Raw genomic sequence first — 16,804 nt, forward strand, 5'->3', positions numbered from 1 at the left:
CGACATATGGTGTGCAGATCTGCCGGGCACTGGCCGAGGGCCGGAGGTCGGCGGCTCGCGGGCAGGCGGTTGGTAGTTGTGGCTGGATTGACTGTGGAGACTGCCCTCACACGCAATGGGATCTGCAGTAACAATGCCTGTGTGGTGCCGGATCGACATTGGAATTGCAGATCTGCCGGGCGCGGGCCGGGGCCGGAAGCAGGGTGAGGCCACCGCCCCTGAGATGAGTTGCAGCGCCACCGGCTTGTTCGCGAGAAACACTGTTTCGCACCCCATTCCCGCGCGGGATCGCCCATTTTCACTGCGGAGCTTGTATCGTGGCGGCAGAAAGTAAGGCACGCGAGAGGTAGAGCGATGAGCGATGAGCGCGAGACACCCGTCGATCCCGGTGCGCCGGTCGAAGAACAGGCAGCCAGCGATACGGCTGTGCAGGACGCGGTCGACCGCGCGACGGGAGCCGTCGAGGACCCGGCAAAAGAGGTCATCGTCGTTGATGCATCGGGCGCAGTGGTCGACTCGTCAGTAGGCGACGCGCAGACGGCCGTGGCCGCTGGCGCTGAGGCTTTCGCTGAGCAGGCGCACCGTGAGCAGGCTGCAAGCGTGGATACGCAGCTCGATATTGAGACGCCGGGGGAGCAGCCGTCGCGCATCCCGCCCGTCGAGGATCTGCCGTCGGCCGCGGCCGCCCCTGAGGTACCTGTCGCCGCGCCAGGAGTGCAGTTCGCAGACCCTGCCCGTGATGGCGAGATCAGGATCAGCGCTGATCATCCGATGGCTGCGCTCTACATGCAGTCGCCGATGCCGCCAGACCTCAGGGGCAACCGCGCTGCGGGCGTGCTGATCGCGTTGCTCGGGGCCGTCGCCTTCGCCGTGCTGTACGCGGGCATCGTTTCGGCGATGATCGCGCGAGACTTCCCGCCCTCGACGTTCCTGACCGAGGGGCTTTTGCCGTGGGTCACTTCGTGGGGATTCATCGCGGGCGTTGTCGCGTTCTTCGTCGGGCTCGCGATTCTGGTGCTCATCTTTGGTCGTGCGGGCTGGTGGGCCTACGTGATCTTCAGCCTGTTCGTTGGCATTATCGTGTGGGTCGCGACGACCGCGACATTCGCGCTGACAGGCGGCCCGTACGAGGCTGTCGATGGGGCTAAAGGGTTTGTGGAGACAGCACGGCAGCTCGCGTTCACGGTGCCGACGCTCGGAGCCGCGATTCTCGCTCGCGAGGTCGCAGTGTGGTTTGGAGCCTGGATCGGTTCGCGCGGCCGCCGCATGACCGCGAAGAACGCGGCCCTGCTCGAGGAGTACGAGGCTGCCCTTGCCGAGGTGCGGGCGAAGCAGTAATGACCGAGGGCGCCAAGCGGGGAGTGACCCGAGGGTATGTCCTCGGGCTGCTTGGCGCGACCCTCGTGGTTGCTGCGGCGATCGTTGTCGCCGTGTGGGGGCTTCTCGGAATGGCGCTCGGGCGCGAGCCTATCGAGACTGAGGACGTGCCCCTCTGGTTCGGCATCGTCAGTATTGGGCTCGGGCTGGCGCTCCTTGGAGCGCTGTTGTGGCAGCAGGCGCTCTCGCTGCTGCGCGGCCGTAAGACCCCGGTGGGCGGAATCATGGTGGGGGCTGGGTTCGGTGTCTATCTCGTGTGGGGCCTCTGCGGCATTGCGGCCGGGCTGAGCACTGGCGAGACATGGTTCAGCCCGTTTGCGATCGTGCTGATCCCGATTTGGGTCATCGCCGTGACGTTGTTCTGGCTCGTGCTTGCGCGACGGATCTACACTGACCGTCCCACGCCGCAGTGGCCGTGGGAGCGGCGTGAGGGCCAGGAGTAGCTTCGGTGGGTGCGATTGATGAGCGCGTAGACAGTGCGGTTGACGCGTGGCTCGAGTGGGTTCCGAGATGGGAACCCGCCGGGTATCGGGCGCGCAGCCGGATCTGCCGTCGGTGCACTGGCTCTCCAGTGCTTGTCGCCTCAGGGATCCCAGACGGAACGCCACACCAGGTGAAACACGCCCTCGTGTCTCGAGTTCAGCGGATCATTGACCGCGTCGTTGACGAATACACGGCCGAGCACCTGCCGGTGCTTCACGCCGAGCTGAGCGGTGCCGACATGTGGCGCGTTGGCGGATACGATCCCGCAGCTGGCCTTGACCCAGAATACGACGGTCTCGACCCTGATCCCGAACCAACTGAAAGCGGGCAGCCCTTCCTCTTCACGCTCGCTGGCCTCGCCGCCGAGGTCCAGCCGGAGCCGCCGCTACCGCGGCCCCCGCTGAGCCATGAGGAGAAGGAACAGCTGCGCCGGGAGATTCACCTCGCCGACCTGCAGGCAACCAATGCGGGGAATGATGTGTGCTTTGCGCTCATGGCCCACCGTCCCAGGATCGCGGCAGCGATTAACAGGTTTGTCGAGCCGCAGGTGCAGGCGATGCTTGACGACTTGTCGCGGCAGCTCGAGCCGCCGACGTAGTCCGCGTACGCACCCTTGCGCCGAGACCTAACAACGCGTAAAGTTGTTCCTTGGTGCACTCCACCTGCTTCGCGCGTGCGCGGACGCGGGCGGAGGACTCCAAGGGTCACTCGCTCCCAGAGCTGAAACCCCCACGGCATAGCTGCACTCGGTTCTTCGGTTTCGGCCGGAGGTCCAGCAGCTCCGCGTGAGTGCAAGCTCGTGCAAATGCTCGCCCATTTGAAGCATTCCTGTCACCGTGCAGGACCTACTAGGAGAATCAGTGCCTACTATTCAGCAGCTGGTTCGCAAGGGGCGGACGCCGAAGGTCACCAAGACCAAGGCTCCCGCACTGAAGGCGAACCCTCAGCAGCGCGGTGTGTGCACCCGTGTGTACACCACCACCCCCAAGAAGCCGAACTCGGCGATGCGTAAGGTCGCTCGTGTGAAGCTTTCGAACGGTACCGAGGTCACGGCCTACATCCCAGGTGAGGGCCACAACCTGCAGGAGCACTCGATGGTGCTCGTGCGCGGTGGTCGTGTGAAGGACCTCCCCGGTGTTCGTTACAAGATCGTGCGCGGCGCACTCGACACGCAGGCGGTCAAGGACCGCAAGCAAGCTCGTAGCCGCTACGGTGCAAAGAAGGTGAAGTAATGCCCCGTAAAGGACCTGCTCCCAAGCGTCCCGTAGTCGCCGATCCGGTTTACGGCGCACCCATCGTCAGCCAGCTCGTCAACAAGATTCTTGTTGACGGCAAGAAGGGCCTCGCAGAGCGCATTGTGTACAACGCGCTCGAGGTCGTTGCTGAGAAGAGCGGCCAGGATGCCGTGGTCGTACTCAAGAAGGCGCTCGACAACGTGCGCCCCACCCTTGAGGTACGTTCGCGCCGTGTCGGTGGCTCGACCTACCAGGTGCCCGTTGAGGTCAAGCCGCACCGTGCGAACACGCTCGCACTGCGCTGGCTCACGAGCTACGCAAAGGCCCGTCGCGAGAACTCGATGACGGATCGCCTCACCAACGAGATTCTCGACGCATCCAACGGCCTGGGTGCCGCTGTGAAGCGCCGCGAGGACACGCACAAGATGGCAGAGTCGAACCGCGCGTTCGCTCACTACCGCTGGTAGTCATCTGAAGTGGGAGGTGGCTCGCTATCCGAACCGCCTCCCGCTTGCGGGTTCGCCCGCAACCCACACTCTTAAATCCCCACCCCGGAGGAGACCCCCGTGGCACAAGACGTGCTCACCGACCTGAGTAAGGTCCGTAACATCGGCATCATGGCCCACATCGATGCCGGCAAGACCACCACCACCGAGCGCATCCTGTTTTACACGGGTGTGAACCACAAGCTGGGCGAGACCCACGACGGTGGCGCGACGACTGACTGGATGGAGCAGGAGAAGGAGCGCGGCATCACGATCACGTCTGCCGCCGTGACCTGCTTCTGGAACAAGAACCAGATCAACATCATCGACACCCCCGGCCACGTTGACTTCACCGTCGAGGTGGAGCGCTCGCTCCGCGTTCTCGACGGTGCTGTCGCAGTGTTCGACGGCAAGGAGGGCGTTGAGCCCCAGTCGGAGACCGTCTGGCGTCAGGCTGACAAGTACGGCGTTCCGCGCATCTGCTTCGTCAACAAGATGGACAAGATGGGTGCCGACTTCTACTTCACCGTAGATACCATCATCAACCGCCTGGGCGCGAAGCCGCTCGTCATGCAGCTCCCGATCGGTTCGGAGTCTGACTTCATTGGCGTCGTCGACCTGCTCTCGATGAAGGCGTTCGTCTGGGAGGGCGACTCGAAGGGTGACGTTACTCTCGGGGCGAACTACGAGACCCAGGAGATCCCCGCTGACCTCGTCGAGAAGGCGAAGGAGTACCGCGAGAAGCTCGTCGAGACCGTCGCCGAGACCGACGACGCGCTCCTCGAGAAGTTCTTCGGCGGCGAGGAGATCAGCGTTGACGAGATCAAGGCTGGCATCCGCAAGCTCGTCGTCAACAACGAGATCTACCCCGTCTACTGCGGCTCGGCCTTCAAGAACCGTGGCATCCAGCCGATGCTCGACGCGGTTGTTGACTTCCTCCCGAACCCGCTCGACGTCGGCGCTATCGAGGCGCACGACCCGCGTGACGAGTCGATTGTCATCGAGCGCCTCCCGAAGTCGGACCAGCCGTTCTCGGCGCTCGCGTTCAAGGTTGCAGTGCACCCGTTCTTCGGTCGCCTCACCTACGTTCGCGTGTACTCGGGTCAGGTTGAGTCGGGCGCGCAGGTCGTGAACTCGACCAAGGGCAAGAAGGAGCGCATCGGCAAGATCTTCCAGATGCACGCCAACAAGGAGAACCCTGTTGACGAGCTCACCGCGGGCAACATCTACGCTGTTATTGGTCTGAAGGACACCACCACCGGTGACACCCTCTCGGATCCGAACAACCAGGTTGTGCTCGAGTCGATGACCTTCCCCGAGCCCGTCATCGAGGTTGCAATCGAGCCGAAGACCAAGGGCGACCAGGAGAAGCTCGGCACCGCGATCCAGAAGCTCGCTGAAGAGGACCCCACGTTCCGCGTGAGCCTCAACGCCGAGACCGGCCAGACCGTTATCGCGGGTATGGGCGAGCTCCACCTCGACATCCTTGTCGATCGCATGAAGCGTGAATTCAAGGTTGAGGCGAACGTTGGTAAGCCGCAGGTCGCATACCGCGAGACCATCCGCAAGGCTGTTCCCAAGTACGACTACACCCACAAGAAGCAGACCGGTGGTTCCGGTCAGTTCGCAAAGGTGCAGATCTCGCTCGCACCGCTCGAGGTCGAGTCGGACAAGATCTACGAGTTCGAGGACAAGGTGACCGGTGGTCGCGTTCCTCGCGAGTACATCCCGTCGGTCGACGCCGGTATCCAGGATGCAATGCAGTACGGCATCCTCGCTGGCTTCCCCGTCGTGGGCATCAAGGCGCAGCTGCTCGACGGCCAGTACCACGATGTTGACTCGTCTGAGATGGCGTTCAAGATCGCCGGCTCGATGGCCTTCAAGGAGGCCGCACGCATGGCTCAGCCCGTGCTGCTCGAGCCCATGATGGCCGTTGAGGTCCGTACTCCTGAGGAGTACATGGGCGACGTGATCGGCGACCTCAACTCCCGCCGTGGCCAGATCCAGTCGATGGAAGACGCTTCGGGCGTCAAGGTCGTCCGTGCGCTGGTTCCGCTTTCAGAAATGTTCGGGTACATTGGCGACCTCCGGTCGAAGACCAGCGGTCGTGCAGTGTTCTCGATGACCTTCGACTCCTATGCTGAGGTGCCGAAGGCCGTGGCCGATGAGATCGTTCAGAAGGCTAAGGGCGAGTAACATTGCCCCATCGATCGGGGGCGGGCGTGTCTCGCCCCTGATCACCCGGCTCAGGTCGCGCAGATAGGCCAGAGCTTGTAACATAAGTACACACCCTGTGATCGTGCCCTCTCGAAACCGTCAAGAGGGAAAACGGCACATGACTGTCCTGAGGAGGACCATAGTGGCGAAGGCCAAGTTCGAGCGGACCAAGCCGCACGTAAACATCGGAACGATCGGTCACGTTGACCACGGTAAGACCACCCTTACCGCAGCAATCTCGAAGACGCTCGCCGACAAGTACCCGTCGGACACGAACGTCCAGCGTGACTTCGCGACGATTGACTCCGCTCCCGAGGAGCGCCAGCGCGGCATTACCATCAACATCTCGCACGTTGAGTACGAGACCCCGAAGCGTCACTACGCTCACGTTGATGCACCCGGCCACGCTGACTACATCAAGAACATGATCACCGGTGCTGCTCAGATGGACGGCGCGATCCTCGTGGTTGCTGCTACTGACGGCATGATGGCTCAGACCAAGGAGCACATCCTCCTTGCAAAGCAGGTCGGCGTTCCTTACCTCCTCGTTGCGCTCAACAAGTGCGACCAGGTCGACGACGAGGAAATCCTCGAGCTCGTCGAGATGGAGGTCCGTGAGGAGCTCTCGAAGCAGGGTTACCCGGGAGACGACGTCCCCGTCGTCCGCGTTTCGGGCTACCAGGCCCTCCAGGGCGAAGAGAAGTGGGTTAACTCCGTTCTCGAGCTCATGGAAGCTGTCGACAACAGCGTTCCCGACCCCGTACGTGACCGTGACAAGCCGTTCCTCATGCCTGTTGAGGACGTCTTCACGATCACCGGTCGTGGCACCGTTGTTACGGGTCGCGCCGAGCGTGGCACGCTGAAGATCAACTCGGAAATCGAGATCGTTGGCCTGCGTCCCACGCAGAAGACCACCGTGACCGGTATCGAGATGTTCCACAAGCAGCTCGACGAGGCATGGGCAGGCGAGAACTGTGGCCTCCTGCTTCGCGGCACCAAGCGCGAGGAAGTTGAGCGCGGTCAGGTTATCGTCGAGCCCGGCTCGATCACCCCGCACACCAACTTCGAGGGCACTGCCTACATCCTGAAGAAGGAAGAGGGCGGCCGCCACAACCCGTTCGAGACGAACTACCGTCCGCAGTTCTACTTCCGTACGACTGACGTGACCGGTGTTATCACGCTGCCCGAGGACAAGCCGATGGTTATGCCCGGCGACACCACCGACATGACGGTCGAGCTGATCCAGCCGATCGCTATGGAAGAGGGCCTCGGCTTCGCTATCCGTGAGGGTGGACGCACCGTTGGCGCCGGCACCGTGACCAAGGTTATTTCCTAAGTCACAGCCGACAGTCTCTGAACTGTAAAAGAGCCCCGGAGGGAAACCTCCGGGGTTCTTTGCGTCTCCCGGGGAGTGCGTCCCGTGCACAGGCTCCACCGCGCTATCCTTGAACCTATTCATTCATAACGTTCGGGTTACGCCGAGCGTTTGGGGCCGAGTGCCCACGGAGACGAGGAGGGCGCGTGCGGAAGCCTGCGAGCGGTCGGTTTGCACACTTCGTTGAGACCTACGGTGGCCTGTACCTGCTCGACGTGATGGCGTGGGCGCTTGGCATCATCATCGCGCTCGTGCTTCGCTTTGACTTCGCGTTCACGCGCATTCACTGGGGGTGGACGCTCGCTGTCATCGGTGTTGCGGCCGCGTTGCAGCTTGTGTTCGGCTGGGTCTTCTGGGTGTATCGCAGCCGCTACCAGATCGGCAGCTTCGACGAAGTGCGAGCAGTGGTGTTTAACGTCACTGCGGTCACTGCGGTCACCTGGGTGTTCGCCTTCCTTGTTGGGTACGGCAATGGTATTCCGCGCAGCACGCTCGTCATCGCCGCGCCGATCACCTTCTCGGTGATGGGCGTCGCGCGCTACATCATTCGAATCTTGAAAGAGCGTAACCTGAAGCCGGCGAAGGCTGAGCGGGTGCTGCTGTATGGCTCTGGCTATCTGGGCGTGCAGACCGCGAAACGCCTCCTGACCGATGCGAAGTCGGAGTATCTGCCCGTCGGCTTTCTCGACGATGACCCCGATAAGAGCAACCAGGAGGTTCGCGGGGTCAAGGTCCTTGGCGGGATCCAGGATCTTGAGCAGGCGGTGCGCGCGACTGGTGCGACGGCGATTCTTGTGTGCATCGGCGACGCCGATGCGGGCATGCTCCGCAGGCTCGACGAGGACGCGGACAAGCTCGGCGTGAACGTGATGGTGCTTCCGCCACTCAACCAGCTGCTTGACAATTCTGCGTCTATCTCGAACGTGCGTGAGCTATCGATTGAAGACATTATCGGACGCCATCCGGTTCGACTCAGCACCGAGTCGATCGCGGACTACCTGCAGGGCAAGCGTGTACTCGTGACTGGCGCAGGCGGCTCGATCGGATCGGAGCTGTGCAGGCAGCTCATCAACTTTGCGCCGAAAGAGCTCATCATGCTCGACCGCGACGAGACTGCGCTGCAAGAGGTGCAGATTTCGATCGCTGGGCACGGCCTGCTCGACACGAACGATGTTGTGCTCGCCGACATCCGTGACGCCGAGGCAGTCCGTGAGATCTTCCAGGAGCGCCAGCCCGAGGTCGTGTTCCACGCTGCTGCGCTCAAGCACCTCCCGATGCTTGAGCAGTACCCGGACGAGGCATGGAAGACGAACGTCGTCGGCACGCTCAATGTGCTGAACGCCGCCCGCTCGGTGAACGTCGGCACGTTCGTGAACATTTCTACGGACAAGGCTGCGAACCCGACGAGTGTGCTCGGCCACTCGAAGCGGGTCGCGGAGAAGCTCACTGGATGGATGGCGGAACAGACTGGCGGCCGCTACCTCTCGGTACGGTTCGGAAATGTCATTGGCAGCCGGGGGTCTATGCTCCCCACGTTCCGCAATCTCATTGAGAAGGGTGGGCCGGTGACGGTAACACACCCCGAGGCGACACGCTTCTTCATGACGATCCCGGAGGCATCCCAGCTCGTGATCCAGGCAGGCGGCATTGGCCGCCCGGGGGAAGTGCTCATTCTCGACATGGGGGAGCCCGTGCGCATTCTGGATGTCGCGAAGCGCATGATCGCGCAGTCGGGTAAGGAGATTGACATCGTCTACACCGGTCTCCGCCACGGCGAGAAGTTGCACGAAGTGCTCACCGGCGACGGCGAGGGCAACGAGCGGCCATTCCACCCGAAGATCTCGCACGCGCACATCGGTGTGATTAGCCCCGACATTCTTGACCACGATGGCTGGGTTGCGCGCCTCGACCTCACCGACGAAGCAGAGGGGCGGGTCCAGTGAACATCTCGGGTCTCGCTTTCGGCGCCGCATTCATGTTGAGCGTCCTGTTGCCGTTCGCGGTCAGGCCGCTGCTCGTGAAGCTTGGAATCGTCGACGTGCCGAATCACCGGTCGTCGCACGAGCGGCCTGTGCTCCGCGGTCTCGGACTCGCAGTGCTCATCGCGGTTGTGGCCGTTGAAGCCTGCTTCACTTGGCTCGCGTTTTCGCTTGAGCCAGCTGGTGCCGACTGGCGCTTTCTGCTCACAGTCACGCTTGCGACGCTCGCCGCGGGGCTGCTTGGCCTGAGCGAGGATATCCGGGGGCTGAGCGTGCCGATTCGAAGCGCTGTGCTGCTCGCGATTGCAGCTGGCTCAGCGCTCGCGCTGCTCGTGCTCGCCCGAGCGGCGGATCGCGGAGCCGTACAGGGGATCGACGCGGCGACCCTCCCCGTGTGGGCGCTCGCGGCTCTCTTCGTCTACGCCGTGCTGTTCATCTCGAGCTACATCAACGTCGCGAACTTCATGGATGGGCTGAACGGAATCAGCGGGCTCCACGGGCTCATCGCTGGCCTCGCGTTTGCTGCCGCTGGATGGCTGAGCGGCCAGCACTGGCTCGTTATCGCTGGGCTCGTACTTGCCGCCGGCTGGGCGGGCTTTCTTCCGTGGAACCTCACAAAGCCGGGAGCGTTTCCCGGTGATGTCGGCAGCTACATGCTTGGCGGCGCAGTCGCAGTGACGAGCTTTGCCGCACTCCTCACCGGTGTTCCCGTTCTCGCGACGATCGGCCCGATGGTCATCTACTTCGGTGATGTCGGTACGACGCTCGTGAAGCGAGTGCGCGCCGGCCACAAGTGGGACGAGCCGCACAAGGAGCACGCGTACCAACGCCTGCAGCAGCTTGGCATGCCGCACCTAGCGGCTTCCGGCATCAACGCCGGGTTCACCCTCGCGGCTTCGGCTCTCGGACTTGCCTCGTTCTTCGTGGGGCCGATCTGGTGGCTCTTGCTGCTCGCGCTCGGGCTCGCGCTCGTTGTGGCGTACCAGCTCATGCCGCGGCTCCTCGAGAAGAAGTTTCCCGCATCGTCCAGCTGACTCATAGGATGAACCCTGTGAGTGAGACAACCCGAACCGTTTCAGAGCGCCTTGATGCGCTGTCATTTACCCGGAAGCACCTTCGCGTGCTCTCGGGATCGGGGCTCGGCTGGGCGCTCGACGCCATGGACGTCGGGCTGATCTCGTTCATCATCGCCGCGCTCACCCAGCACTGGGGGTTGACGAAGGGTGAGGGCGGGCTCATCGCCTCGGTCGGTTTTCTTGGAATGGCTATCGGCGCGAGCCTCGGTGGTCTTCTCGCCGACCGGATCGGGCGCAGGCAGGTCTTTGCGCTCACGCTACTCGTCTACGGCCTCGCGACCGGCGCGAGCGCGCTCGTGGGCGGGCTTGCGCTCCTGCTCATCTTCCGATTCCTCGTTGGTCTTGGCCTCGGCGCTGAGCTTCCTGTCGCCTCCACGTATGTCTCGGAGTTCGCCCCTGCCCGTATCCGCGGCCGCATCATCGTCATCCTCGAGGCGTTCTGGGCTGTCGGTTGGACAGCGTCCGCGGTCATCGGCTACTTCGTGGTGCCGGCCTCGGAGAACGGCTGGCGGTGGGCCTTCGCAATCGGTGCGGTGCCGGCGGTCTATGCGCTCGTCGTACGTCTTGGCCTCCCCGAGTCCCCGCGCTGGCTCGCCTCTCGGGGCCGCACTGCCGAAGCCGAGAGTGTCGTCGCCGAGTTTGAAGCCTCAGCGCCTCTCCGCGCCACCGCCGCGCACGCTGGCGCGGTCGGCGCCGAGACTGCAACTGCGTCGCGCAGCGAGGAGCTCGCTGAGCCTGCCGCATCTGTCCGAGCCGATGCAGCGGTAGTTCAGCCTGTGCGCAACAGACTCGCGGCGATCTGGGCGCCCGCGTATCGCACCCGCACGGCCGCGATCTGGGCTGTGTGGTTCTGTGTGAACTTCGCGTACTACGGTGCGTTCATCTGGATTCCGTCGATCCTTGTCGACGCTGGGTTTGGCCTGGTGCGCTCGTTCGGCTTCACGCTGCTCATCACGCTTGCGCAGCTCCCGGGCTATGCCGTGGCAGCTTGGCTCATCGAGAAGTGGGGGCGCCGACTCACCCTGTCGGTGTTCCTTGTCGGCTCCGCGGCGTCTGCGATTGCGTTCGGCACGGCGGAGACGGAGACAGCGATCGTCGCCGCGGGCATGGCGCTCTCGTTCTTCAACCTGGGTGCCTGGGGTGCGCTGTACGCGGTCACCCCCGAGATCTATCCAACGTCGCTCCGCGGCACGGGCGCTGGCTGGGCCGCGGGGTTCGGGCGAATCGCCTCGATCGCGGCGCCACTTCTCGTACCCGTGATGCTCGCGGCCGGCGGTGCAGGCCTGACGTTTACAGTCTTCGCTGTGTTCTTCCTACTCGCGGCGGCCGCAGCGTGGGCGCTCGTTGAATTCAGGGGCAAGTCACTCGACGAAGCCTAACTCTCGGGGGTGGGAGCCAGGGAGTGAAGGATCCCGGCGATTCTGCGTTCCCGGGTGTCGGATCGCTTGGCGCCGTTGACCGCTGCCACGTGCTCCTTGCGTTGCGTGTACGACAGCGCGTCGAACGCGTCACGCGCCCCGACGCGGTCGGCGAGGGCTGAGGCCAACTCGGGAGGCACCTCGACAGTGCGCTCGACAGCGTCGACAGAGATCGTCGCTGTCACTGTGTCGCCGATCTCAACGCCGAGAGCGACCCGGTTCGCTTTCGAGATACCGATGACGTAATCGCCACCCATACTCGCGATTCGCATGCGGGCGGTTCGGCCTCCGATGTCGACGACGACTGGGGCGCGCTTGCCCGCGCCGAGTAGCACGACCTGCTCCTCAGTGAGTGTGATCGCCGTTGCCGGGCCGACGGGTTCGAGGGTGAGAGTGACAATGAGGCTCATGGGCTCAAGTATGCACCCAGGCGCGCTGGACGTAGATGGAATTCGATCACGCGTAGATCTCGGCGAGAGACCCCGCAGATTGACCCGTAACCCGTGGGGGCACCCTGCGCGGCCTGTTGACTCGTATTCGAGGCCAGCGCGAATCGCACAGTCACTCGCACGGCCCGCTCACACACCCCCTGAGAAAGGTATCCCCATGGCTACGCAGACATCCACCAAGAAGAAGCTCGCGATCGCTGGCGGCTCGCTCCTGCTGATTGCCGGCGTCACGGTCGGCGGCGCGCTTGTCACCGCAAACAGCACGATTTTCGACAACGTGTTTGACACCAAGATCTCGGACACCTCCGCCGACGGCGAGCTCAAGGTTACCGGTGCCCCGATGACGAACACATTCACTGGCGGGATGGACGGCGAAGCCGTGACCGGCTACTACACGGCTACGAACACCTCGACGAACGCCACCCTCACCGTGACCCTCGCCTCGCAGCTGCAGCCGGGCGGTGTGAACGGCGCTCAACTCGCCGGTGCCCTTGACACCCGCGTCGCAATCGACGGTGGAGCGGTCGTCAGCACCGGAAAGCTCGCCGACATGCGACTCGACGGCGCCGACTCGTTCGAGCTCGCCCCGGGCCAGAGCGCAAAGGTACGCGTCGACGTGTTCGTTGAGGATGCAGCGGCGTTCAATGCCGCAAACCTCGACGAGTCGAAGGTGACTGCTGACTACCTCTTCAACAGCATCGCAAAGAGCAACTAGCAACGGATAAGTGACTAGACGCGGCGCCGAGCAGCCCCCCCCCCGATTCTGCTCGGCGCCGACGCGTATCGCCCGTAGCGCACACCAAACGAAACGTACCGACACCGACAAGATCACCACCCACCCTGGAGGACGACATGCGAAGCATCATCTTGACCCTGCGAACGCTCTCGAGCATCGCGCTCGTGGCCCTTGCGGTTCCGTTTCTCTGGTCGACAGTGAGTGGCGACTACTACATGACTGTCACCGGGGTCTCTATGCAGCCCACCTATGAGGTCGGCGATGTCCTCGTTGTGCAGAAGCCGACTGGTGACGAGCTCGAGACCCCTGGCCAGCCCGTGGTTGTCTCGTTTGCTGCCGGCGATACGTCGGACCAGTACGTGCATCGGGTGGAGACCGTGATCGACGGCGGCGCAATCTTGAAAGGCGACGGCAACGAGATCAGCGACCCACTGCCGGTTACGGCGGAGCAGGTGCTCGGCACGCCACGGTTTGCGCTCCAGGGAGCCTGGGCAACGCTGTTTCGCGTGTCCGAGCTGTGGGCGGTGCGGCTGATCGTCGGCGCTGTCTTTCTGATCGCGCTTTTCGTGCCGAGCAGGCGACGCGACCGCGAGGCACTCTCCGCAGGCGACGATTCAATGCCCCATGCCGCGCAGCGAGGCGGCTCCTCGGGCGGAACAGGTGCCGAGCTTTCCATGACGGGTCACGCCCGATGATGAGACAGCGGGCACTCGCGGCGCTCCTCACCGCGGGCTTCGGTGTTGCAGCCGCCACGGTGCTGATTGCCGCTCCTGCGCAGGCCGCGGCCCGGTCGGCGTCACTCACAGTGTCACCCGCCAGGCAGCTCTTCAACGTGACCCTGCATCCAGGCGAAGACGCGCGCGCAGTTGCCACCGTGCGAAACGACGCGGCTCAGGATCTCGAACTCGCGCTCACCCCGATCCTCACCCGCGAATCCGGAGACGGAGCGGGCGCCGACGCGCTCGTGCTCGCGTCGGAGCGTACGGTGGAGTGCTCCGCGGCTGCCATGGCCGGTGCCGACGAAGTCACGCTGGCTGCGGCCATGCCGTTACCGCAGGGCACGATCGCCTCCGGGGAAACGATTGATCTCTGCGTACAGGTGCGCTACCCGGCAGCCCAAGGTGCCGCAGGCGCCGCCGTCTCAATCGTCGACCTCGCCTTCACCGGCATCGAGCGTGCCACTTCTCCCGACGGGGGCCTCTCTGGAACTGGCGGCACGCCACAGAGCGCACTGCTGTTTGGGGCTGCGGGGCTGGTGACAGCGGGAGCGGCCTCGCTCATGCGCCACACCCGGCGCCCCAACCCTGCGAAGGAGAACTGATGCGCGGTATCCTGCCTGTACTGAATGAACGGGACGGACGGCCCATGTCGCTACTGCAGCGCGGGCTGCCTCCCTGGCAGCAGGAGGGGGAGCCTGTGTACGCTCGCAACACAGAAGTTCAGCGGATCGTGCGCTACGTGATCGACGGCACTTCAGTGTCTGTGATCGGACAGCACTGGTCTGGGAGAACTGAGTTGCTCAAGCGAGTCGGCGATGCTCTCCGCGGGATCGGGCTCGCGCTCGTGCAGTTGCGCGGCATCGAGCACGCCAGACCGCTTGAGGCCTTCAAAACCGCGCTGCCGAATCTGCCAGCGAGCCGCCGCCCTGACGCTGACCTATCGGTCGAACTGCCGCGCGCCGTCACCGAGCTGCTCACGGAGGGGCCGGCAGTCGTGCTCGTCGACGACATCGACCTGCTCGACGATGCGTCGTGGGTGCTGCTCGAACAGATCCATAAGGCAACTGGCGTGCCAATCGTCGCGACTGCGGAGTCGCGCGGCGATATCGACCCTGACGAGCGACTGCTCATCAGAATGGCACAGCCGGTGGTGAAGCTGACGCTCGAGGAACTGCGGCTCGACGCGATCCATGACCTGCTTGAAGAACGCCTCGGCGACCAGGTCGCCCCGTCGCTGAGCGGCAGGGTTCACATGAAGTCCGGTGGGCTGCCCGGTTACGCTATCGCATTCGCAGACAGTGCGAAACGACGCGCCAAGATTCGCAAGCAGGGGGGCGTGTGGCACGACGGCGCCGACCTCTGGTCTGACGAGCTCGAGGGCGCCTTCGAGTCGCTCTTGTACCGCTACCCGGAGGAGATTCGCGAGGCGCTCGAGATGCTCGTCGTGACCGGCCCGCTCGCGGTCGACCAAGCGACGACGCTCGTGGGTCAGGAGGAGCTTGAGCGCCTCGAGGGCCGCGGGCTTGTGCGACTCTTCACCGCGGGCGCTGGCCCACGGGTCACCGTGAATCCGCCGGGCGTCAGCGACTACTTCAGGCATCGGGCCCCTTCGGTGCGGGGGATCCGGCTCAGGCAGCAGATCGAGGAAGTGCTAGGGGCGGAGTTCGGCATCGAGATCGCTGAGCAGCCGCAGGTTCCGCGGCAGTTTGCAGACGTCATCCCGCAACCAGACATCCCGCTGCTCGCCCGTGCGTTTCGAGACGCCTTTGACGCGGACCTCAGCCGCACCTGGAACAACTGGTCTGAGCGGCCGACAGTCGGCAACGGCATCGCTGCGCTTGAGCTTCGCCTGACTGGTGACGCACCAGCCGGCCAGATCGAGGCGATCGTCTCGGAGACCCAACTCGATGATGCCGCGCCGGTCGAAGCGCTCTACTTCAGGTACCTCCACGCGAGGTGGCTCGTCACGCAGCTGCAGCCGCGTGAAGTCGTTGAGGAGGCACTCACCGGGACGGGTGACCTTGGCTACCCTGCGGCAATCGAAGCGCTGACGATCGGCTTCCACGCTGAAAGGACGGAGATCACCGAGCCGATGCTTGCACGTATCGAGGAGATCTCGGAGCTGCCGGGAGTGGAGGGCGACGTTGGCGGGCTGATCCTGATCGCCATGCACGCCCTTGGCGGGCGCCCAGCGACTGCGCTCGAGCAATTCGCGAAGCTCCCGAACACCGGCTGGGTGCCACGCTTTGCCGCGCCGTTGCGTGGCCTCGCGCTCGTGACCGCCGGACGACCCCAGGAAGCACTCGAGTGGGCCTCATCGCAGTTGACAGTCGCCCGCGAGCGTTTCGATCGTTCGGCGATCGTCGCTCAGGCGTACGTCGCGGTCATGGCGCTGCTCACGATGAGCCGCTATGCCGACGCGACCGCGGCAGGCAGCATCGCTGCGAGCGGCCAGTTCCAGGCGGCGAACTTGCTCTTCGGGCCCGATCGCGCGCTCATGAATGCGCTCGCGATCGCCGCCCGCCGAAGCGGGCGGATTAGCTCGGTCGGTACGCTCATCGAGCGAGGCGCATCGTATGCGGGGCGGAGCGAGGCCGTACCCATGGGCGCGGTCGGATTCCCGGCGGCGCTCGTCACTGAGATCGATGGGACCCCCGAAGAGACAAGTGCGAGCTATCAGGCGCTCGCGGGCGAGCTGCGTGAGCGGGGCTACGAGTTCTCCGCTGCGGGGTCATCGATGCTCGCAATGCTGCTCGACTTCGACGTCGACGCCGCCATCGCCGAGCGGGCCCGACTTGAGTATCTCGGCGGGACAGTATTCCTCGCGTACCTCGACGCGCGTATCGCGCACCACAAGCGCGATGCGCCCGGTCTCGTGGAAGCCGCGAGATGGCTACGACGCGAGCACGCGAACGATTCGGCGCTGAAGTACTTCCTTGCTGCAGCTCGGCTGTACCGCGAGGCGGGGGATGAGGACCGCGCCGCTGAAGTGCGGGAAGAGGTCGCTGCGCTCATGACGTCGGAGGACCCGGCGACCGAGGTTGCCCTCACCCAGGTTGAGTCGAGCCTCGGTTTCACCCAACGCGAGCGCGAGATCATTGACCTCGTCGCGGAAGGTATGAACAATCCTGGCATCGCCGCCGCATTGAACCTGTCGGTGCGAACTGTCGAGACACACCTGCGAAACATCCGCCGCAAGTCTGGCGCGCTCGAGCGCGAGGAGATCGGCGAGTATTCGATGCACAGGTAAGGCTT

15 protein-coding genes are annotated in these 16,804 nt (G+C 64.1%); 14 read left to right on the plus strand and 1 reads right to left on the minus strand.

What is annotated here, in order from left to right:
* Positions 1 to 354: 354 nt before the first annotated feature.
* The 10 genes from ACF07D_RS10995 (at position 355) to ACF07D_RS11040 (ending at position 11,606) form a co-directional block, all read left to right on the plus strand.
* Positions 355 to 1,338, plus strand: coding sequence for a phage holin family protein (locus ACF07D_RS10995; protein ID WP_119284775.1), 984 nt, complete (start codon positions 355 to 357; stop codon positions 1,336 to 1,338).
* The gene (locus ACF07D_RS11000; protein ID WP_119284774.1) at positions 1,338 to 1,820 is read left to right on the plus strand and encodes a hypothetical protein; all 483 of its coding nucleotides are present in this window, start codon (positions 1,338 to 1,340) and stop codon (positions 1,818 to 1,820) included. Before ACF07D_RS10995 ends, ACF07D_RS11000 begins: the two co-directional genes overlap by 1 nt.
* A 5-nt stretch (positions 1,821 to 1,825) precedes the next feature.
* Positions 1,826 to 2,458 carry a spermidine/putrescine ABC transporter substrate-binding protein gene (locus ACF07D_RS11005; protein ID WP_255808260.1) on the plus strand — a complete coding sequence of 211 codons (633 nt, stop codon included), beginning with the start codon at positions 1,826 to 1,828 and terminating at the stop codon, positions 2,456 to 2,458.
* A gap of 262 nt (positions 2,459 to 2,720) precedes the next feature.
* Positions 2,721 to 3,092 carry a 30S ribosomal protein S12 gene (gene rpsL / locus ACF07D_RS11010; protein WP_119284773.1) on the plus strand — a complete coding sequence of 124 codons (372 nt, stop codon included), beginning with the start codon at positions 2,721 to 2,723 and terminating at the stop codon, positions 3,090 to 3,092.
* On the plus strand, positions 3,092 to 3,562 hold the full coding sequence (gene rpsG, locus ACF07D_RS11015) for a 30S ribosomal protein S7 (RefSeq protein WP_042544729.1): 471 nt from the start codon (positions 3,092 to 3,094) through the stop codon (positions 3,560 to 3,562). Before rpsL ends, rpsG begins: the two co-directional genes overlap by 1 nt.
* Positions 3,563 to 3,661: 99 nt before the next feature.
* Positions 3,662 to 5,776, plus strand: a complete 2,115-nt coding sequence (gene fusA, locus ACF07D_RS11020) for an elongation factor G (RefSeq protein ID WP_304941393.1) — start codon at positions 3,662 to 3,664, stop codon at positions 5,774 to 5,776.
* 163 nt (positions 5,777 to 5,939) lie between these two features.
* Positions 5,940 to 7,133 (plus strand): elongation factor Tu, encoded by a 1,194-nt coding sequence (gene tuf / locus ACF07D_RS11025; RefSeq protein WP_119284771.1) that lies wholly within the window; start codon positions 5,940 to 5,942, stop codon positions 7,131 to 7,133.
* A 185-nt stretch (positions 7,134 to 7,318) separates the two neighbouring features.
* Entirely contained in the window at positions 7,319 to 9,115 is a 1,797-nt protein-coding gene (locus ACF07D_RS11030) for an SDR family NAD(P)-dependent oxidoreductase (RefSeq protein ID WP_391504929.1), read from the plus strand.
* Positions 9,112 to 10,185 carry a UDP-phosphate alpha-N-acetyl-D-fucosaminephosphotransferase gene (locus ACF07D_RS11035; protein ID WP_391504930.1) on the plus strand — a complete coding sequence of 358 codons (1,074 nt, stop codon included), beginning with the start codon at positions 9,112 to 9,114 and terminating at the stop codon, positions 10,183 to 10,185. The genes ACF07D_RS11030 and ACF07D_RS11035 overlap by 4 nt, the downstream gene beginning before the upstream one ends.
* 8 nt (positions 10,186 to 10,193) lie before the next feature.
* Positions 10,194 to 11,606, plus strand: a complete 1,413-nt coding sequence (locus tag ACF07D_RS11040) for an MFS transporter (protein WP_391504931.1) — start codon at positions 10,194 to 10,196, stop codon at positions 11,604 to 11,606.
* Here the strand turns inward: ACF07D_RS11040 and ACF07D_RS11045 are convergent.
* A complete protein-coding gene (locus ACF07D_RS11045; protein WP_391504932.1) occupies positions 11,603 to 12,055 on the minus strand; it encodes a YdeI/OmpD-associated family protein in 453 nt (150 codons plus the stop codon). The genes ACF07D_RS11040 and ACF07D_RS11045 overlap by 4 nt on opposite strands.
* A 196-nt stretch (positions 12,056 to 12,251) precedes the next feature.
* On the opposite strand from ACF07D_RS11045, the gene ACF07D_RS11050 reads away from it, so the two are divergent.
* From ACF07D_RS11050 to ACF07D_RS11065, 4 genes are all read left to right on the plus strand, one after another.
* Positions 12,252 to 12,809, plus strand: a complete 558-nt coding sequence (locus ACF07D_RS11050) for a hypothetical protein (protein ID WP_119284767.1) — start codon at positions 12,252 to 12,254, stop codon at positions 12,807 to 12,809.
* A gap of 137 nt (positions 12,810 to 12,946) precedes the next feature.
* Complete coding sequence (locus tag ACF07D_RS11055) at positions 12,947 to 13,525, plus strand: S24 family peptidase (RefSeq protein ID WP_391504933.1); 579 nt, start codon at positions 12,947 to 12,949, stop codon at positions 13,523 to 13,525.
* Positions 13,522 to 14,151, plus strand: a complete 630-nt coding sequence (locus ACF07D_RS11060) for a hypothetical protein (protein ID WP_391504934.1) — start codon at positions 13,522 to 13,524, stop codon at positions 14,149 to 14,151. Before ACF07D_RS11055 ends, ACF07D_RS11060 begins: the two co-directional genes overlap by 4 nt.
* Positions 14,151 to 16,799: a LuxR C-terminal-related transcriptional regulator gene (locus ACF07D_RS11065; protein WP_391504935.1), complete on the plus strand. Its 2,649-nt coding sequence runs from the start codon at positions 14,151 to 14,153 to the stop codon at positions 16,797 to 16,799. Before ACF07D_RS11060 ends, ACF07D_RS11065 begins: the two co-directional genes overlap by 1 nt.
* Positions 16,800 to 16,804: the final 5 nt, after the last annotated feature.

The organism is Leucobacter sp. NPDC015123 (assembly GCF_043080205.1).
GTDB lineage: Bacteria > Actinomycetota > Actinomycetes > Actinomycetales > Microbacteriaceae > Leucobacter > Leucobacter aridicollis_A.

What these genes read in the sequence shown, in the direction of transcription:
- ACF07D_RS11045 (WP_391504932.1), bottom strand. Translation starts at nt 12,055, where the DNA reads ATGAGCCTCATTGTCACTCTCACCCTCGAACCCGTCGGCCCGGCAACG.
- ACF07D_RS11040 (WP_391504931.1), top strand. Translation starts at nt 10,194, where the DNA reads ATGAACCCTGTGAGTGAGACAACCCGAACCGTTTCAGAGCGCCTTGAT.
- rpsG (WP_042544729.1), top strand. Translation starts at nt 3,092, where the DNA reads ATGCCCCGTAAAGGACCTGCTCCCAAGCGTCCCGTAGTCGCCGATCCG.
- ACF07D_RS11065 (WP_391504935.1), top strand. Translation starts at nt 14,151, where the DNA reads ATGCGCGGTATCCTGCCTGTACTGAATGAACGGGACGGACGGCCCATG.
- ACF07D_RS11060 (WP_391504934.1), top strand. Translation starts at nt 13,522, where the DNA reads ATGATGAGACAGCGGGCACTCGCGGCGCTCCTCACCGCGGGCTTCGGT.
- ACF07D_RS11050 (WP_119284767.1), top strand. Translation starts at nt 12,252, where the DNA reads ATGGCTACGCAGACATCCACCAAGAAGAAGCTCGCGATCGCTGGCGGC.
- ACF07D_RS10995 (WP_119284775.1), top strand. Translation starts at nt 355, where the DNA reads ATGAGCGATGAGCGCGAGACACCCGTCGATCCCGGTGCGCCGGTCGAA.
- ACF07D_RS11055 (WP_391504933.1), top strand. Translation starts at nt 12,947, where the DNA reads ATGCGAAGCATCATCTTGACCCTGCGAACGCTCTCGAGCATCGCGCTC.
- ACF07D_RS11000 (WP_119284774.1), top strand. Translation starts at nt 1,338, where the DNA reads ATGACCGAGGGCGCCAAGCGGGGAGTGACCCGAGGGTATGTCCTCGGG.